At 72.8% G+C, this 17,100-nt stretch carries 13 protein-coding genes; 10 read left to right on the top strand and 3 right to left on the bottom strand.

Features of this window, described 5'->3' with window-relative positions; translation table 11 throughout:
- Positions 1-66 precede the first annotated feature (66 nt).
- Positions 67-2,226 carry an alpha-galactosidase gene (locus EDD34_RS17000; protein WP_123815621.1) on the bottom strand — a complete coding sequence of 720 codons (2,160 nt, stop codon included), beginning with the start codon at positions 2,224-2,226 and terminating at the stop codon, positions 67-69.
- 62 nt (positions 2,227-2,288) lie between these two features.
- On the opposite strand from EDD34_RS17000, the gene EDD34_RS16995 reads away from it, so the two are divergent.
- From EDD34_RS16995 to EDD34_RS16960, 8 genes are all read left to right on the top strand, one after another.
- A complete protein-coding gene (locus EDD34_RS16995) occupies positions 2,289-3,563 on the top strand; it encodes an AGE family epimerase/isomerase (RefSeq protein WP_123815620.1) in 1,275 nt (424 codons plus the stop codon).
- Positions 3,564-3,787: 224 nt separating this feature from the next.
- Entirely contained in the window at positions 3,788-4,966 is a 1,179-nt protein-coding gene (gene sucC / locus EDD34_RS16990) for an ADP-forming succinate--CoA ligase subunit beta (protein ID WP_123815619.1), read from the top strand.
- 39 nt (positions 4,967-5,005) lie between these two features.
- On the top strand, positions 5,006-5,902 hold the full coding sequence (sucD, locus tag EDD34_RS16985) for a succinate--CoA ligase subunit alpha (RefSeq protein ID WP_123815618.1): 897 nt from the start codon (positions 5,006-5,008) through the stop codon (positions 5,900-5,902).
- Between the two features lie 165 nt (positions 5,903-6,067).
- A complete protein-coding gene (locus tag EDD34_RS16980) occupies positions 6,068-7,342 on the top strand; it encodes a cell division protein PerM (RefSeq protein ID WP_123815617.1) in 1,275 nt (424 codons plus the stop codon).
- A gap of 9 nt (positions 7,343-7,351) precedes the next feature.
- Positions 7,352-7,996 (top strand): phosphoribosylglycinamide formyltransferase, encoded by a 645-nt coding sequence (gene purN, locus EDD34_RS16975; protein ID WP_123815616.1) that lies wholly within the window; start codon positions 7,352-7,354, stop codon positions 7,994-7,996.
- A 177-nt stretch (positions 7,997-8,173) separates the two neighbouring features.
- Entirely contained in the window at positions 8,174-9,907 is a 1,734-nt protein-coding gene (locus EDD34_RS16970; RefSeq protein ID WP_170177111.1) for a BCCT family transporter, read from the top strand.
- A gap of 221 nt (positions 9,908-10,128) precedes the next feature.
- A complete protein-coding gene (gene purH, locus EDD34_RS16965; RefSeq protein ID WP_123815614.1) occupies positions 10,129-11,757 on the top strand; it encodes a bifunctional phosphoribosylaminoimidazolecarboxamide formyltransferase/IMP cyclohydrolase in 1,629 nt (542 codons plus the stop codon).
- A gap of 83 nt (positions 11,758-11,840) precedes the next feature.
- The gene (locus EDD34_RS16960) at positions 11,841-12,887 is read left to right on the top strand and encodes a septum formation family protein (RefSeq protein ID WP_123815613.1); all 1,047 of its coding nucleotides are present in this window, start codon (positions 11,841-11,843) and stop codon (positions 12,885-12,887) included.
- Positions 12,888-12,889: 2 nt separating this feature from the next.
- Here EDD34_RS16960 and EDD34_RS16955 read toward each other — a convergent pair whose 3' ends face one another.
- Positions 12,890-13,336, bottom strand: a complete 447-nt coding sequence (locus EDD34_RS16955; protein WP_170177110.1) for a DUF3017 domain-containing protein — start codon at positions 13,334-13,336, stop codon at positions 12,890-12,892.
- A 190-nt stretch (positions 13,337-13,526) separates the two neighbouring features.
- Between EDD34_RS16955 and EDD34_RS16950 the strand changes: the two genes are divergently transcribed.
- Positions 13,527-14,885 (top strand): NAD(P)/FAD-dependent oxidoreductase, encoded by a 1,359-nt coding sequence (locus EDD34_RS16950; RefSeq protein WP_123815611.1) that lies wholly within the window; start codon positions 13,527-13,529, stop codon positions 14,883-14,885.
- 47 nt (positions 14,886-14,932) lie between these two features.
- On the opposite strand, the gene EDD34_RS16945 is transcribed toward EDD34_RS16950, so the two are convergent.
- Positions 14,933-15,862, bottom strand: coding sequence for an MIP/aquaporin family protein (locus EDD34_RS16945; protein ID WP_170177109.1), 930 nt, complete (start codon positions 15,860-15,862; stop codon positions 14,933-14,935).
- Positions 15,863-16,075: 213 nt separating this feature from the next.
- Between EDD34_RS16945 and EDD34_RS16940 the strand changes: the two genes are divergently transcribed.
- Positions 16,076-17,062 carry a malate dehydrogenase gene (locus EDD34_RS16940; RefSeq protein ID WP_123815609.1) on the top strand — a complete coding sequence of 329 codons (987 nt, stop codon included), beginning with the start codon at positions 16,076-16,078 and terminating at the stop codon, positions 17,060-17,062.
- Positions 17,063-17,100 lie beyond the last annotated feature (38 nt).

Raw genomic sequence — 17,100 nt, 5'->3', positions numbered from 1 at the left:
GCCGCCGCCGAGACGGCTCATTCCCCGGGATGGCGCGGATCGAGTGCAGTGCCGGAGCGTGCCGCCTCAGGCCGCCCGCAGGTGCAGGACGAGGGCCTGCATCGGCCAGAGGTGCGGGAGCTGGAGCCCCACCCGGTCCAGGACGGCCCCCGGGATGTCGCTCGGCTCCTCGGCCAGCCATCGCGGCGTCCCGCCGAACCACTTCGCCGACCCGGCCTCCTCCCGCACCCGCACCGTGTAGCGGAGCTCGGTGTCCAGGCCGGGCAGGGTGACCCGCTCGGGGCGGGCGTCGGACAGGGCGCCGACGGTCGCCACGGTGAACACGGCCTCCGTCCCGTCCGCCGCCACGACGCCCCGCACCCGCAGCGCGGGGTCCGCGGGATCGCCGTGCACCACGGTCCCCGAGTGCAGCAGCCCGCGCAGTTCCTTGTAGAGCGCCGCGTACGCCCGGATGGCCTCGGTCTCGTCGGGCGCGCACTCCAGGATGTTCCACTCGAACCCGGCATGCCCCTGCAGGGCGGTCGCCACCCGGTAGGAGAGGTCCGTGGCGCGCCCCGACGAGTGCGCCGGGGACGGCCCGACATGCGCCCCGATCAGCTCCGGCGGGAGCACCAGTTCCGTCCACCGCTGGATGTCCTGGCGTTCGGCCGGGTCGTTCGAGTCGGACGCCCAGACGCGGTCCGTCCGCGCGAGGATCCCCAGGTCCGTCCGCGCCCCGCCCGACGAGCAGGACTCGATCTCCAGCCCCGGGTGGTCGGCCTTCAGCCGGTCGATCAGGCGGTAGGCAGCGAGCGTCTGCGCGTGGGTGCCGGGGCGCGGCCGGCCGCCGTCCATGTGCACGGCCTCGACGAGGTCGCGGTTGTGGTCCCACTTGACGAAGGTGATGCCCAGCGCGTCGATCAGTGCGGACATCTGCCCGCGCACGTGCTCCCAGGCCTCGGGGTGGGCGAGGTCGAGGACGTACTGGTTGCGGAACGACAGCCCGTCCGGCGACGGCACCGACGCGGGGTTGCCCAGGATCCAGTCCGGATGCGCTCGCGCGAGGTCCGAGTCGAGGTTCACCATCTCCGGCTCGAACCACAGCCCGAACCGCATGCCGAGCTCGCGCACCAGGTCCGCCAGCGGTTCCAGCCCGCCGGGCCACACCGCCGGGTCCACCACCCAGTCGCCGAGCCCGCGGGTGTCGTCCCGCCGGTCGTGGAACCAGCCGTCGTCGAGCACGAACCGCTCGACGCCGACGGCGGCCGCCGCCCGTGCCAGCGCCGCGACGCGCTCCGGGTCGTGGTCGAAGTACACGGCCTCCCAGGTGTTCAGCACGAGCGGGCGCACGCCGTCCGGGTGCTGCTCCCGTGCTCGCATCCAGGTGTGGAACCGGCGGGACAGCCCGTCGAGGCCGCTGTCGGACCAGGCGAAGTACGCGACCGGTGCCTCGTGGGTCTCTCCGGGGGCGAGGCGGATCTCACCGGGCCGGAGCAGTTCGCCCGCGCCGAGCTGGGGCTCGTGGTCGGTCATCCGGTCCGTGCGGTGCACGACGTCGGCCGACCATCCGAGGTGCACCGCCCAGGCCTCACCGGCCCGGTTCCTCGGCTCGCCGGCCGACGCGATGCTCACCCACGGCGCGTCGTGCCCGCCGCGCCCGCGCCGGCTCGTGACGGTCGCCGCCCCGGCCGGCATCGCCGCCGTGACCGGCGTCTTCTCCCGCGCCCAGCGGCCGGTGAAGCTGGTCAGGTGATCGGCGCCGCGGGGCACGGGCAGAACGGCGTCGAGCTGGTCCAGCGTCACGGTGCCCGCGCCGGTGTTGGTGAGCGTGTGCCGCAGCGTCACCAGGCCGCCGCGCTCGACGGCGAGCCGCGTGCGGAGTTCGAGCCCGTCCGACGTCGCGGTGAGGCGCAGTGTGGCGTCGTCGGCCGTGCGCTCGGTCACCGTCCAGCGCGGGAACACGGGGCCGCCGTCGCGCAGCGCCAGGATGCCCGGACGACCTGCCCAGCCGTCGGACTCCTGCGGTAGCAGGGGGACGCGCCGGCCCGCGTCGAGCGTGCCCGGCGGGGTCCGCGGGTCGGTCGCGGCGTCGAGGGCGGTGTGGTCGGCGGGGGAGAGCGGCCCGAGGTCGGCGCCCCAGTGGAGGACGGACGGCAGTCCGGAAGCCGGATGGTCGAGGACGACGGCGACGCCGTCGCGCCGGAGCGTGGTGCATGCCTGCGGCTCTGCAGGGTGTGTGTGTGTCATCGGCTCCATTATCACTATGACAGCGTTGTCTTAAACGCTTCACACCGTAGTAGGTTCGCAGTGTGACACCGTGGACCGAACTGCCCTCCCACCGCGCCTGGCTCGACGCAGAGTGCCGACGCCTGCTCTCCTTCGGCCTCACCTCCGGGCTGCCCGGCGGCGGCGCCGCGTACCTGGACGACGACGGCCTCGCGGACCCCGCGCACGGACTGCAGACCTGGATCACCTGCCGGATGGTGCACGTCTACTCCCTGGGCACCCTGCTCGGGATCCCGGGATGCGGGCCCGTCGCCGACACCGCGCTGGCCGGGCTCACCGGCCCGCTCCGGGACCTCCGCCACGGCGGCTGGTACCACGCCCGGGCCGCGGACGGCTCCGCCGACGCCGACGCCGGGAAGTCCTGCTACGACCACGCCTTCGTGATGCTCGCGGCCTCCTCCGCCGCGCTCGCCGGGCGGCCCGGCGGAACGGAGCTGCTCGCCGAGGCCACGCGCGTGTACGTCGAGAAGTTCTGGGACGACGACGCCGGCCTCCCGGTCGACACCTGGGACCTCGCCTTCACGAACCGCGACGACTACCGCGGCCTCAACGCGACCATGCACTCCGTCGAGGCGATGCTGGCGGTCGCCGACGCGGTGGACGCGCTCACGGCGGGCTCGGCCACCTCCACCGCCTGGCAGGGTGGCGGGGCGACGTGGCGGGAGCGGGCGGCGCGCGCCGTCGCCTTCGTGGCGGACCTCGCGGAGCGGCACGCCGGCCGGCTGCCCGAGCACTTCGGGCCGGACTGGACCCCGGATCTCGGCCTCAACCGGGACCAGCCCGACGACCGGTTCAAACCGTACGGCGCCACGCCGGGCCACGGGCTGGAGTGGGCGCGGCTGATCCTCCACCTGGAGGCCGCGACCGGGCCCGACGCGGGGCTGGTGCGGACCGCGACGACGCTCTTCGACCGCGCCGTCGCGGACGCCTGGGCGGCCGACGGCGCCGACGGGTTCGTCTACACCACCGACTGGGACGGCGAACCGGTGGTCCGCACGCGCATGCACTGGGTGCTGGCCGAGGGGATCGGCGCGGCCGCGGCCCTCCACGCGCGCACCGGCGACGAGCGGTTCGCCGGGTGGTACGCCCGGTGGTGGGACTACGCGGAGCGGTACCTCGTCGACCGGCGCCGCGGTTCGTGGCACCACGAGCTGGACCCGGACAACCGCCCGGCCGCCAAGGTCTGGCCGGGCAAGCCCGATCTCTACCACGCCTTCCAGGCGACCCTGATCCCGCGGCTGCCGCTCGCCCCGTCGCCGGCCGCCGCCCTCGCGGCCACCCCGCACGGAACGATGTGACGCGATTCCCACACCGTGAACTTATGCGGGGCCGCCATGAGGGCTAGTCTGTACGCGATGTCTTGACGTCGAGACACTGGCCGGTATCGACGAGCGGCCCTCGACCGTGAGGCACACGCCGTCGGTCATCCGCTGCGTTCTCCACTCGACCAGGGACATCTGCCTAGCAGGCCCCTGCGATCGTGCAGCGCGCGGGGGTGAGACCGATGGAAGGACGCAGCAGGGTGGACCTGTTCGAATACCAGGCGCGCGACATCTTCGAGAAGCACGGCGTCCCCGTGCTGGGCGGTGTCGTCGCGACGACACCGCAGGAGGCTCGCGAAGGCGCCGAGAAGCTCGGCGGGGGTACCGTCGTCGTCAAGGCCCAGGTGAAGACCGGAGGTCGAGGCAAGGCCGGCGGCGTGAAGCTGGCCCACTCGCCCGAGGAGGCGGAGGCCAAGGCCGCCGAGATCCTCGGCATGGACATCAAGGGGCACACGGTCCACCGAGTGATGATCGCGCAGGGCGCGAAGATCGCGGAGGAGTACTACTTCTCGATCCTGCTGGACCGTGCGAACCGCAACTACCTCGCCATGTGCTCCGTCGAGGGCGGCGTGGAGATCGAGCAGCTCGCCGTCGAGCGTCCGGAGGCCCTCGCCAAGGTCGCCGTCGACCCGCTGACCGGGATCGACGAGGCCAAGGCCGCCGAGATCGTGGACGCCGCCGGCTTCGCCGACGACATCAAGGGCAAGGTCGCCGCGACCATCCAGACGCTGTGGACCGTCTTCAAGAACGAGGACGCCACGCTCGTCGAGGTGAACCCGCTGGTCAAGACCTCCGACGGCGCGATCATCGCGCTGGACGGCAAGGTCTCGCTCGACGAGAACGCGTCGGAGGTACGCCACCCCGACCACGAGGCGCTCGAGGACAAGGCCGCGACCGACCCGCTCGAGGCCAAGGCCAAGGCGAACAACCTCAACTACGTCAAGCTCGACGGCGAGGTCGGCATCATCGGCAACGGCGCGGGCCTGGTCATGTCGACGCTCGACGTCGTCGCCTACGCCGGCGAGAAGCACGGCGGCGTCAAGCCGGCGAACTTCCTCGACATCGGCGGCGGCGCGAACGCCGAGGTCATGGCCAACGGCCTGGACGTCATCCTCGGCGACGAGCAGGTCAAGGCCGTGTTCGTGAACGTCTTCGGCGGCATCACCGCCTGCGACGAGGTCGCCAAGGGTATCGTCGGCGCGCTCGACCTGCTGGGCGACCACGCGACCAAGCCCCTGGTGGTGCGTCTCGACGGCAACAACGTGGACCTGGGCCGCGAGATCCTCGCCACCCGCAACCACCCGCTGGTCACCCTGGCCGACACCATGGACGGCGGCGCCGATCTGGCCGCTGCCAAGGCTGCCGCCCCAGCCGCCTGAGCCCCGCGACGACGCCACAGAGAGCAGAGACTGACTGACATGTCCATCTACCTGAACAAGGACAGCAAGATCATCGTCCAGGGCATCACCGGCGGCATGGGTGCCAAGCACACCGCCCTGATGCTCGACTCCGGCGCCACGATCGTCGGCGGCGTGAACGCCCGCAAGGCCGGCACGACGGTGCAGCACAAGGACCACGAGGGCAACGACGTCACCCTCCCGGTGTTCGGCACGGTCAAGGAGGCCATGGCCGAGACCGGCGCGGACGTCTCCGTCGTGTTCGTGCCGCCGGCCTTCACGAAGGACGCGTGCATCGAGGCCATCGACGCGGGCATCGGCCTGCTCGTGGTCATCACCGAGGGCGTGCCCGTGCAGGACTCGGCGGAGGTCTTCGCCTACCTGCAGGGCAAGGAGACCCGGATGATCGGCCCCAACTGCCCGGGCATCATCACGCCGGGGGAGTCGCTCGCCGGCATCACCCCGCACACCATCACGGGCAAGGGCCCGGTCGGTCTCGTGTCGAAGTCCGGCACGCTGACCTACCAGATGATGTACGAGCTGCGTGACCTGGGCTTCTCCACCGCCATCGGCATCGGCGGCGACCCGGTCATCGGCACCACGCACATCGACGCGCTCGAGGCATTCGAGAACGACCCGGAGACCAAGGCGATCGTGATGATCGGCGAGATCGGCGGCGACGCCGAGGAGCGGGCCGCCGCGTACATCAAGGAGCACGTCACCAAGCCGGTGGTGGGCTATGTCGCGGGCTTCACCGCCCCCGAGGGCAAGACCATGGGCCACGCGGGCGCGATCGTGTCGGGCTCCGCCGGCACCGCGGCCGCCAAGAAGGAGGCCCTCGAGGCGGTGGGCGTCAAGGTCGGCAAGACGCCGTCCGAGACCGCCGACCTCATGCGGGAGCTCCTGAAGAGCCTCTGAGGCCGTTTCCCGGACGCCGGGCGGCCGGTCACCGCGTGACCGGCCGCCCGGCGCCTCCTTTTCCGGCGTTGTGGGCGGAGTGTGCCGCAGGTCTCAGCGCACGGCCGCCGACGCGCCGGGGGCGGTTGCCCCCGGCGACGCTCCGTAGCGGGCGAGGATGGAGCGGTGAGTGCACCAACGGCTCCGCGGTCCCGTCCGGGTGCCCGCCCCCGCCCCGATGCCGGACCGCGCGCGTCCTCCTCCTCGGTCGGCGAGTCCGTCGCCGACGGCCTCGCCGGAGCCCTCGCGGCCGTCCAGGCGCTGGCACTGTCGCTCGCGGTGGTCGTGCTTCCCGCCCTCGTCGCCTACCTCGTCGCCACGGCGTCCGGCACCGCGGCCGGGGACGGCCAGGTCTGGCGCACGCCCCTCGAGATCGGCGCGGGGATCTGGCTGCTGGGGCACGGGGTGCCGGTGACCGCCTCGGGCGCGACGTTCACGCTCGTCCCGCTCGGCCTGACCGCGCTCGCTCTGTTCGCCTGCCACGTCAGCGCACGTCACGCGGCACGTGCTCGCCCGCGCGCGTGGATCGTGGCGACGGTCTGCTACGCGGCCGGGGCGACGGCGGTGGCGGTGGCCGTCCCGAGCGTCACCGCCTGGACCGTCCTCGCGGCCCCGGTGGCGGGCGCCGTGGTCGGCGGCCTCGGGTTCGGGGCGGGAATGCTCACCCGCGGTGGCTCGCCGTCACCGGCCGAGCTCGGTGAGCGCCTCGACCGCCTGGTGCGCGGCTGGTTCCCGGCCACGCTGCGGCTGGGGGCGCGGGCCGGGCTGGTGGGTACGACGTTGCTCGTCGGCGTCGCCGCGCTCCTGGTGGGGGCGTGGGCGGTGGCCGGCAGGTCCACGTCGTCGGACATCATCCGGGCCCTCGATCCCGGGTGGGCCGGCGGGATCGTGCTCGCGGTCGCGCAGCTCGCCCTCCTGCCGGACCTCGTCCTGTGGGCGACGGGCTGGCTCAGCGGTGCGGGTTTCTCCGTCGGGAGCGGCACCAGCTTCACGCCCTTCGGCGTGGACGCCGGTCCGCTGCCCGGGGTGCCGCTCCTCGCGGCGCTGCCCGGCCCGGACTGGACCGGCGGCCTCGCTCTCGCGGCGCCGCTGGTCGTGGTGGCCTGCGGGGCGGTGGCGGGCGGGTTCGCGTGGCGGCGCCTGGAGCCCGGCCGCCTGCGGTGGCCCGACGTCGCGTTCGTGCTGGGTGGCCTCGCCGGGACGGCCGGGCTGCTGGTGGGGGCGCTCCAGGCGGCGGCGTCGGGCGCCGTGGGTGCCGCGCGCCTGGCCGACGTCGGCGCGACACCGTGGCTCGCCGCCCTGCTGACCGCCGGCGAACTGCTCCTGGGCGCGGCGGTGGCCTTCCTGCCGCCGTACCTCACGGGCCGGTACGGGAACGGTGCGGGGGCGCCGGGAACGTAGGATCTTGGCGTGCAGACTCCGTCCGGCCACGCGATCGATCCCAGCTCCGCCTCGCGGCTCGTCGTCCTCGCCTCGGGCGGTGGGTCCAACCTCGCGGCACTGCTCGCGGCGCACGACGATCCCGCCTACGGGGCGCGGGTGGTCGGGGTCGTGACCGACCGGCCCGGCGCCGGCGCGCTCGACCTGGCGCACGACGCCGGGATCCCCTCCGTGGTCGTGGCCATGAAGGACTTCGACGACCGCACCGCCTGGAACGAGGGAGTCGCGCAGGCCGTCCGGGTCTTCCGCCCGGACTGGGTGGTGCTGGCCGGGTTCATGCGGATCCTCGCGCCGGAGTTCCTCCGCCGTTTCGAGGGGCGGATCGTGAACACGCACCCGGCGCTGCTGCCCTCGTTCCCCGGCGCGCACGGCGTGCGCGACGCGCTCGCGCACGGTGTCCGGATCACCGGCTGCACCGTGCATCTCGTGGACGACGGCGTCGACACCGGGCCGATCCTCGCGCAGGCCGCCGTCCCGGTGCGGGACGGGGACGACGAGGCAGCCCTGCACGAGCGCATCAAGGTCGCCGAGCGAGCCCTCCTGGTGGAGACCGTGGGCCGGCTCGCGCGAGAAGGTCTGTACGTCGCCGGGAGGCACGCGACGATCGGGGGATGAACCCTCTGGGCCCCTGGACCCATCCGTGCCTGTTCATGACCCTTTTCGGTGTCCGTCTCGGTCACGTCTTGATCAAGATTGTCCTGGGTGTCGGCTGGATGGGTCGTGGAGGTAAAATCTGTCGTTAGCGTGGGGGGCCGATCACGCAGAATGCTCCCGAGCGTAAGGAAAGGTCGTATGGCTGTCGACCAGCAGGTCACCGCATCCGACGAGCAGGAGGCTCCCGAGCGGAGGAGGCTGATCGCGGCGCCCCGGGTCTTCTATCCTGCGGCCGGATTACTGCTTGTGTTCGTGCTGGCCACGGCGATCTTTCCCGAGTGGATGGGCAGCTGGATCAGTGCCGCGAACACCACGGTCGTCGGGGAGCTGGGCTGGTGGTACATCGGGGTCGTCGCGTTCTTCGTGTTCTTCTCGATCTGGCTCGCCGTGTCGCCGATGGGCGCCATCGTGCTCGCCAAGGACGATGACGACGAGCCCGACTTCTCGCTCGGCTCCTGGTTCGCGATGCTCTTCGCGGCCGGTATGGGAATCGGTCTGGTCTACTGGGGCGTCGCCGAGCCGCTGAGCCACTACGCGGCGGTTCCCCCGGGAGAGGCCGGAGCCACCGGCGCCCTGGCGGCGAAGTCCGCCATGGACGTCACCTTCCTGCACTGGGGCCTGCACGCCTGGGCCATCTACGTGGTGGTCGGCCTCGCCGTCGCCTACTCGGTGCACCGCCGGGGCAACCCGATCTCCATCCGCTGGGCGCTGTACCCGCTGCTGGGCAACCGGATCAGGGGTTTCTGGGGCGACGTCATCGACGTGATCGCCATTCTCGGCACCCTCTTCGGCGTCGCGACGTCGCTGGGGCTCGGTGTCAGCCAGATCGGCGCGGGCCTCGGTTACCTCGGCCTGGTCGAGCTCGACGAGGCCGGCAACCCGTCGACCTGGCTGCTGATCGGCCTGATCATCGTCATCACCGCGATCGCGCTCGTCTCCGTGGTGACGGGTGTGGACAAGGGCATCAAGTGGCTGTCGAACATCAACATGGGCCTGGCGATCGGGCTCGTGGTCTTCGTCCTGGTGGTCGGGCCCACGGTGTTCATCCTCAGCGACTTCCTCACGCAGATCGGCTCGTACCTGACGAACTTCTTCGCGCTGACCTTCAACGCGCGCCCCTTCACCGAAGGCGGCAAGGAGTGGCTGGGCGGCTGGACCACGTACTACTGGGGCTGGTGGATGAGCTGGGCGCCCTTCGTGGGCGTGTTCATCGCGCGCATCTCGAAGGGGCGCACGGTCCGCGAGTTCATCTTCGGCGTGCTGCTGGTGCCGACCGTCGTCACGTTCCTGTGGTTCTCCGTGATGGGTGGCAGCGGCCTGTACCGCGAACTGTTCGGCGAGGGCGGCATCGTGGACGCCGACGGTCTGGTGAACTCGAACACCGCGCTCTTCCAGCTTCTCGACGGGTTCCCGCTCGCGGCGGTGACCAGCACCGTCGCCGTGATCCTCATCGTGATCTTCTTCGTGACGAGCTCCGACTCGGGGTCGTTCGTGGTCGACATGCTCAGCTCCGGCGGCGACCCGAACCCGCCCGCGTGGAGCCGCGCGTTCTGGGCCGCGATGGAGGGCGCGATCGCCGCCGTGCTGCTGTGGGTCGGCCTGCAGGCCGCGGCGAGCGGTCTCGACGTCAATCCGCTCGGCGCGCTGCAGACCATGGCGATCCTGCTGGCCCTGCCGTTCAGCATCGTGATGCTGATGATGTGCTTCGCCACGGCGCGGGCGCTCCTGCGGGAGAACAAGCTCCGCGAGCGGGAGCAGCGGCGCTGGTACGCCGGCCAGATCGCCCAGGACATCTACGACCTCGAGAACGGCGACGGCAAGGGCGACGGCAAGGTCAAGGCCAGGCTCCGAGGCCGGCAAAAGGGCAGGTAACCGCCCGCCTCCGCCCCGGCACGAGCCCCGCCGTCGAACCGCGAGCCCGGCGGTTCGACGGCGGGTGGGTGCGAGGCGGTAAAGTTCGGGGTGGTCGTGACTGGCGAGGGTGGGGTACCACCGGGGAGCGGCCCGGCCCCTGACGGCCATCGACCCGTGATGCGCGCCGCCCGCCTGGGTGCCAGGGTTTTCCGCGAAACCATGTTGCGAGGAGAACTTTCATGTCCGGCGCCCCGACCGCTCCCTATGCCCAGCTCGCCGACGACGCACAGCGTCCCGTGCGTCGCGCGCTGCTGAGCGTGTACGACAAGACCGGCCTCGTGGAGCTCGCCACGACATTGCACGCCGCGGGCGTCGAGCTCGTCTCCACCGGTTCCACGGCCCGGCGCATCGCCGACGCGGGCATTCCGGTCACGCCCGTCGAGCAGCTCACCGGCTTTCCCGAGTGCCTGGAGGGCCGGGTCAAGACCCTCCACCCGCGCGTGCACGCCGGCATCCTGGCGGACACCCGCAAGCAGGACCACCTCGACCAGCTCGCGGATCTCGACATCGCGCCGTTCGAGCTCGTCGTCGTGAACCTCTACCCGTTCGCCGAGACCGTGGCCTCGGGCGCGGCGCCGGACGCCGTCGTCGAACAGATCGACATCGGTGGGCCGTCCATGGTCCGTGCCGCGGCGAAGAACCACCCCAGCGTCGCCGTCGTCGTCGATCCGTCGCGGTACGACGACGTCGCCACCGCGGTCGCCGCCGGAGGCTTCACCTTCGCGCAGCGGAAGACCCTCGCCGCCGCCGCGTTCGCGCACACCGCCGCGTACGACGTCGCCGTCGCGGAGTGGTTCGCCCGGAGCTACGTGCCCGGCGCGGGCGACGAGTGGCCCGCCTTCACGGGACACACCTGGACGCTGGCCACCTCGCTCCGGTACGGCGAGAACCCGCACCAGGCCGCCGCGCTCTACGGCGACGGGACCGGCGGCCTGGCCGGTGCGGAGCAGCTGGGCGGCAAGGAGATGTCCTACAACAACTACCAGGACACGGACGCGGCCTGGCGTGCCGCCTGGGATCACGCCGAGCCCGCGGTGGCGATCATCAAGCACGCGAACCCATGCGGGATCGCGGTGGGTTCGGACGTGGCCGAGGCGCACCGCCGGGCGCACGCCACCGACCCGGTCTCCGCGTTCGGCGGCGTGATCGCGGTCAACCGGCCGGTCTCGGTCGCGCTGGCGGAGCAGGTCACCGAGGTCTTCACCGAGGTGATCATCGCGCCGGGTTACGAGGAGGGGGCGGCCGACGTCCTGCGGCGCAAGAAGAACCTGCGGATCCTGGTGTGCGAGGCGCCCGGGGAACGCGAGCGGGGCGCGGGGCCGGCGCCGATCGAGCTGCGGCCCGTGAGCGGCGGGATGCTCGTGCAGGAGCGTGACGTCTTCCAGGCGGACGGCGACGACGCGGCGTCCTGGACGCTCGCCGCGGGCGAGGCCGCGGACGAGGCGACCCTCGCCGACCTCGCGTTCGCGTGGCGGGCCGTGCGGGCCGCCAAGTCGAACGCGATCCTGCTCGCGGCCGGCGGCGCGGCGGTCGGGATCGGGATGGGCCAGGTGAACCGGGTGGACTCCTGCCGGCTCGCGGTGGAGCGGGCCAACACCCTCGCGGAGGGTCAGGAGCGGGCCCGGGGCGCGGTCGCGGCGTCGGACGCGTTCTTCCCGTTCGCGGACGGCCTGCAGGTGCTGCTCGACGCCGGCGTGCGCGCCGTGGTGCAGCCCGGCGGTTCCATCCGTGACGAAGAGGTGATCGAGGCGGCGCTCGCGGCCGGGATCACGATGTATTTCACGGGGACCCGCCACTTCGCCCACTGATGTCGCCGGGCTGATGTCGGCGGTCCGGTGCGACAAAGGCGGAATCCGTACTTTGTCAGGCCTGGGCGATACCATCTCGCGTCGTGGCCCAGAATCCCCCCGCCGAGCCCGAGAGCACCGACGACAGCGGTAGCGCCGATACCGACGACACAGGCAACAGCACCGACGAGGCCGACAGCACCGGCACCGACGAGACCGGCACGGCCGAACCGGAACCGGAACCGGAGCCCGAGCCGGAACCGGAGCCCGAGCCCGAGGGCCGCGTCTCCGCGCGGACCGGCTGGGTGGTGGCCGCGTTCCTCCTGTTCTGGCCGCTCGCGGTACCCGCGCTCGTCCAGGCGGTCCGGGCGGCGCGGGAGGCGGCGGCGAACCACCTCGACGCCGCCCGGGCGGCCTCCCGGCGGGCACTGGGCTTCGCCGTGGGCGCGATCTGCACCGGCACCGTGCTCCTCGCGGGCTCGGCCGCGGCGGTCGTCATGGCTCCGGCGTGGTTGCCCGCCGGCGCGGCGGCGTACGTCCCGCCCGCGCTCGCTCAGGCCGCGGGGCTCGTGACCGCATCCCCCGAGCGTTCCGGGGATGCGGGCGCGGGCACGGCGTCGGCCCCCTCCGGCGCGCCGGACGGCACCACCGACCCGTTCGACGTGCTCCCGACGCCGGGCACCTCCGCGGGCGAGGACATCGCGAGGTGGTGGGCGACCGAGGGGCAGGAGACCGCCGACGACCCGTCGCGGACCAGGCCCGTCGACCTCGACAGCGGCGACTGCCTCGACACGGAGGAGGTCGACGGACTCGCGATCCTGTACTGGATCCCGGTGGTGCCGTGCGACGAGCCGCACCACGGCGAGGTCTTCGGCGTGACCTGGCTGGAGGACTCCGTGGGTGGTGGTGCTCCGGGCGCCACGGACGGCACCGGCGCGGCGCCGACACAGGCGGAGCTCTGGGAGGCGGCTGACGCGTACTGCTACCCGGAGTTCGACGAGTTCGTCGGCGAGGCGTGGGCGGCGTCCGAGCTGACGTACTGGCCGGTCGCGCCGTCCCAGGAGAGCTGGGAGGAAGGCGATCGCAAGGTGGCCTGCATCGTCGAGTCGGACCAGCCGGTCACCGGCACGCTGGAGGGCGCCGGGCGGTGAGGTCAGTCGATCGGCGCCACGACGGCCAGGACGCCGATCAGGACCGCCACGGTCATGTACATGACGACGTCGAGGCTCCGGGTGCGGATCGCCAGGCCGGCCGGACCCGGGCCGCGCAGCACCGCGCGGAACGTCCCGGCGACGGCGAGCGTCACGGCGATCCCGAGCGAGCCTGCCCGCCCCCCGACCACGAGGCCGAGCAGCAGCGAGAGCACGACGCCGGCGAGCAGCCACCAGACCGCGCGGGTGTGCCGGCGCGACGGGTGCTCCGCGTCCAATGGATCCTCCTCGGCGGGAAGGTGCCCGGCACGCTCGGACGGGAGCGCGCTGTCGTTCCAGCCTGCCTCGTCTGCGGGCCGCCGCCAGTCGGACGCGACGAGCGTCGCGGTCCCTCCTCCGGTCTGTCCGGAGTGAGACTCGCTGCCGTCCGAGGTCCCGCTGAGATCCACGCCGCAGAGCCTACCGGCGAATCGGACAGGTCCGGACCAGCCGTGATCAGGCTGCAACCACCCTGGCCGGACCTTTGCCCGGAGGGCGCCGTCGATGGGAACTCCTGTGCCTGGACCTCGCCGATGCCGTGGAGTCACCAGAGAGTCGCCAGGGCGGTACAGGAAGTTGCCAGGGCGATACGGTGAGTCCATGCCGTCGTCCTCACCCCGGTCCATCACGATCATCGGTGCCGGTCTGGCCGGCGCGCAGACCGCCGCCGCACTCCGGGCGCACGGCTTCACCGGGCGCCTGACCGTCCTCGGCGCGGAGGGCGTGCCGCCCTACGACCGCCCGCCGCTGTCCAAGGAACTGCTCACGCGCACCGAGCCGCTGTGGATCTCCGACGACCTGGGCGTCGACCTGTCCGTGCTGGCCGACGACGTGCGCCTGGACGACCCGGCCACCCGCCTGACGGTCACCCGGGACGGGGTGGCCACCGAGGTGGCGTCGTCGGACACCGTCACCTCCGACGCCGTCGTGCTGGCCTGCGGCGCGGAACCCCTCGTCCCGCCGGGCTGGGACGCGGCCTCGGTGCTGCACACGTATCGCGACGCGGAGGCGCTGCGGGCCGCGATCGGGCCCGGCGTGCGGGTGGTCATCGTGGGCGCCGGCTGGATCGGGGCGGAGGTGGCGGGTGTCGCGGCGGGTGCGGGCGCGGAAGTGACCGTCGTGGAGGCGGGTGGCACCCCCCTGGAGCGGCAACTGGGCGGAAGGGTCGGGGCGCACCTCGTGCCGTGGTTCGCGGAGGCCGGGGTCCGCCTCGTCACGGGCGCCCCCGTCGAGAAGGTGGCCGACGACGGTGTGCGCGCCGCGGGGGGCGAGTACTTCGGCGCGGACCTGGTGCTCGCGGCGGTGGGCGCCCGGCCGGCGTCGGGCTGGCTGCGCGGCTCGCTCCCGCTCGACGCCCGTGGTGGCCTGCGGGTCAACCGCGCGGGCAGGTTCCTCGGGACCGCGATGCCGGGCGACCCGGCCGGGCGGCTGCACGCCGAGGCCCTGGCACGGGTCTGGGCCGTCGGGGACATCGCGACGCGCGACCATCCGGTGTTCGGGGCGGTGCCCGGCGGCCACTGGTCCGCGGCACTGCACGACCCGGAGCCGACGGCGCGCGCCATGCTCGGTGTCGACGAACGCCCGGCCGATCCGGAGCCGGTGCGTGCCCGGCTCGGCCTGACGCCGCTGCGCACGCACGCGCCGTACGTGTTCAGCCGGCAGCTCGGGCACGACCTGGCGCTCTTCGGCGTGCCGTCGCCGTTCGAACAGGTGGTCTTCCGGGGCGACCCCACGGGCGGCGACCGCTGGGCGGCCTTCTATGTCGAGCACAGCATGCACCGGAGCCAGAGGGTGACCGACCAGGGACACCACGTCGCGCGCGTGCGGGCCGTCCTGCTCGCGGACTCGCCGCGGGAGGTCGGCCAGGTGCGCAAGCTGGTGAACCGACCCGATCCGCTGATCGTGGACCTGGAGAGGATCGTGGATCCCGCCGTCCGGCTGCGCGACGCGGTGTTCTGAGAAGCGCCCGAGGCAGTGGGTCCGGCGGAGCCACTGCCTCGGAGGCGTCAGTTCGTCTTCTTCTCGTCCGTGCTCGTCGCGTCCGTGCTGTCCGCGGTGACGGTGTCGGGGGTGTCGTCGGTCCCGCCGTCGGTTCCGTCGTCGTAGGTGTCGGCCTCCGTGCCGAACGTCTCGATGCCCTCCGGGGACTCCTGCGGGCCGAACGCGACCGCGAAGAGCGCGGCGATGCCGGCGCCCACCAGCGGGGCGACCCAGAACAGCCAGACCTGACCGCTCACGCCGTCCCAGTCCATGGAGAGGACCGCGGCCACGGTCGAGCGCACCGGGTTCAGGCCGGCGCCGGTCACCGGGTAGGCGACGACGCTGAGCGCCGCGAGGCCGAGCCCGCCGGCCGCGGCCATGACGGCGCGGTTCTTCGTGCCGACGGCCAGGGCGATGCCCGCCAGCGCGGCCGAGGCCACGAGCTCGACGATGCCCGCCTGGAGCATGTTGAACGTGGCGCCGCCCTGCGAGAGCGTGTAGAGCGGCGAGAAGTCGCCCCAGCCGTTCGCGCCCTGGGCGTACAGGGCGGCGTTGTTCTCCTTGCCGAGCAGCTCGTAGAGCTTGTCGGGGAGGGTTCCGAACAGCACCGCACCCGCCGCGAAGCCGCCGACGAGCTGGGCGAGCCAGTACAGCGGCACCTCGGCCCAGCGCACCCGGCCGGCGATGGCCTGGGCGAGCGTGATCGCCGGGTTGAACCACCCGCCGGACACGTGGCCGACGGCGACCAGCGCCGCCGCGTACGCGAACCCACCGGTCAGCGCGACACCGATGGCGCCCGACTGGTTGAGGAAGCTGTACACGCCGATGCTCAGCACACCGAGGACGAGGACGAAGGTGCCGAACGCCTCGGCGAGCACGCGGGAGAGGGTCCCGGAGCCGGAGGTCTCGGTGGGGGCGTCGAGCGCGCCGTCGGACACGGCGTACGCGTTGGCCATGAGAGATGATCCTTTCGGGGTGGCGCACGCGGGTGCGTGCCGGGTTTCGGGGAGCATCTTGCCAGCAATCACCTGAAGACGACCTGAACACGGCGAGTTCGGACCCGTGCCTTTTCCCGGAGTAGTGGTGGCATGGGCCGCTGGTCACGACTTCGCGAAGAATTTCGCGTGGGTACTGGGCAGGGGCGTCCGTTCGATGCAAGAGTGGGCCCCATGACTGAACCCGTGAACGTCACCGTCACCGGAGCCGCTGGCCAGATCGGGTACGCGCTCCTCTTCCGCATCGCCGCGGGAGAGATGCTGGGCGCGGACGTACCGGTCCGGCTCCGTCTCCTGGAGATCCCCGCCGCCGTCAGGGCGGCCGAGGGGACGGCGATGGAGCTCGACGACTGCGCCTTCGGCACCCTGGCCGGCGTCGACATCTTCGACGACCCGGTCAAGGCCTTCGAGGGGGCGAACGTCGGTCTCCTCGTCGGCGCCCGGCCGCGCGGCGCCGGCATGGAGCGGGCCGACCTGCTCGAGGCCAACGGCGGGATCTTCGGGCCGCAGGGCCGGGCGATCAACGACGGTGCGGCGTCGGACGTCAGGGTGCTCGTGGTGGGCAACCCCGCGAACACGAACGCGCTCATCGCGTCGGCCCACGCCCCCGATGTGCCGGCGGAGCGGTTCACCGCGATGACCCGCCTGGACCACAACCGCGCTCTCTCCCAGGTGGCGGCCCGGACGGGTACGCCGGTCAGCAGGATCAGCGGGCTCACGATCTGGGGCAACCACTCCGCGACCCAGTACCCGGACCTGTTCCACGCCACGGTGGGCGACGTCCCGGGTGCCGAGGTGGCGGCGGACCGTGAGTGGCTCACCGACACGTTCATCCCCACGGTCGCGAAGCGCGGTGCCGCGATCATCGAGGCCCGCGGGGCGTCGTCGGCGGCGTCGGCGGCGAACGCGGCGATCGAGCACGTGCGGGACTGGACGCGCGGGACCCGCGAGGGCGACTGGACGAGCGCGGGCGTGTACAGCCACGGCGAGTACGGCGTGCCGGAGGGTCTGGTGTCCTCGTTCCCGGTGACATCGGCCGGGGGAGACTGGCAGATCGTGGAGGGGCTCGAGATCGACGAGTTCTCCCGCGGCCGGATCGACGCGTCCGTGGCCGAACTGGCGGCCGAGCGGGACGCGGTGCGGTCCCTGGGCCTGATCTGACGATCCGCCCGGGCGGCAACGGTGTGAGGCTGATTACC

The organism is Myceligenerans xiligouense (assembly GCF_003814695.1).
In the GTDB taxonomy this organism is placed as follows: domain Bacteria; phylum Actinomycetota; class Actinomycetes; order Actinomycetales; family Cellulomonadaceae; genus Myceligenerans; species Myceligenerans xiligouense.
This window is presented reverse-complemented; position numbering and strand designations above follow the sequence as displayed.

Bases quoted from the DNA above. Each gene is read 5' to 3' on its own strand.
- EDD34_RS17000 (WP_123815621.1), bottom strand. From the start codon at position 2,226: ATGACACACACACACCCTGCAGAGCCGCAGGCATGCACCACGCTCCGG.
- sucD (WP_123815618.1), top strand. From the start codon at position 5,006: ATGTCCATCTACCTGAACAAGGACAGCAAGATCATCGTCCAGGGCATC.
- EDD34_RS16970 (WP_170177111.1), top strand. From the start codon at position 8,174: ATGGCTGTCGACCAGCAGGTCACCGCATCCGACGAGCAGGAGGCTCCC.
- purH (WP_123815614.1), top strand. From the start codon at position 10,129: ATGTCCGGCGCCCCGACCGCTCCCTATGCCCAGCTCGCCGACGACGCA.
- EDD34_RS16950 (WP_123815611.1), top strand. From the start codon at position 13,527: ATGCCGTCGTCCTCACCCCGGTCCATCACGATCATCGGTGCCGGTCTG.
- EDD34_RS16945 (WP_170177109.1), bottom strand. From the start codon at position 15,862: ATGGCCAACGCGTACGCCGTGTCCGACGGCGCGCTCGACGCCCCCACC.
- EDD34_RS16940 (WP_123815609.1), top strand. From the start codon at position 16,076: ATGACTGAACCCGTGAACGTCACCGTCACCGGAGCCGCTGGCCAGATC.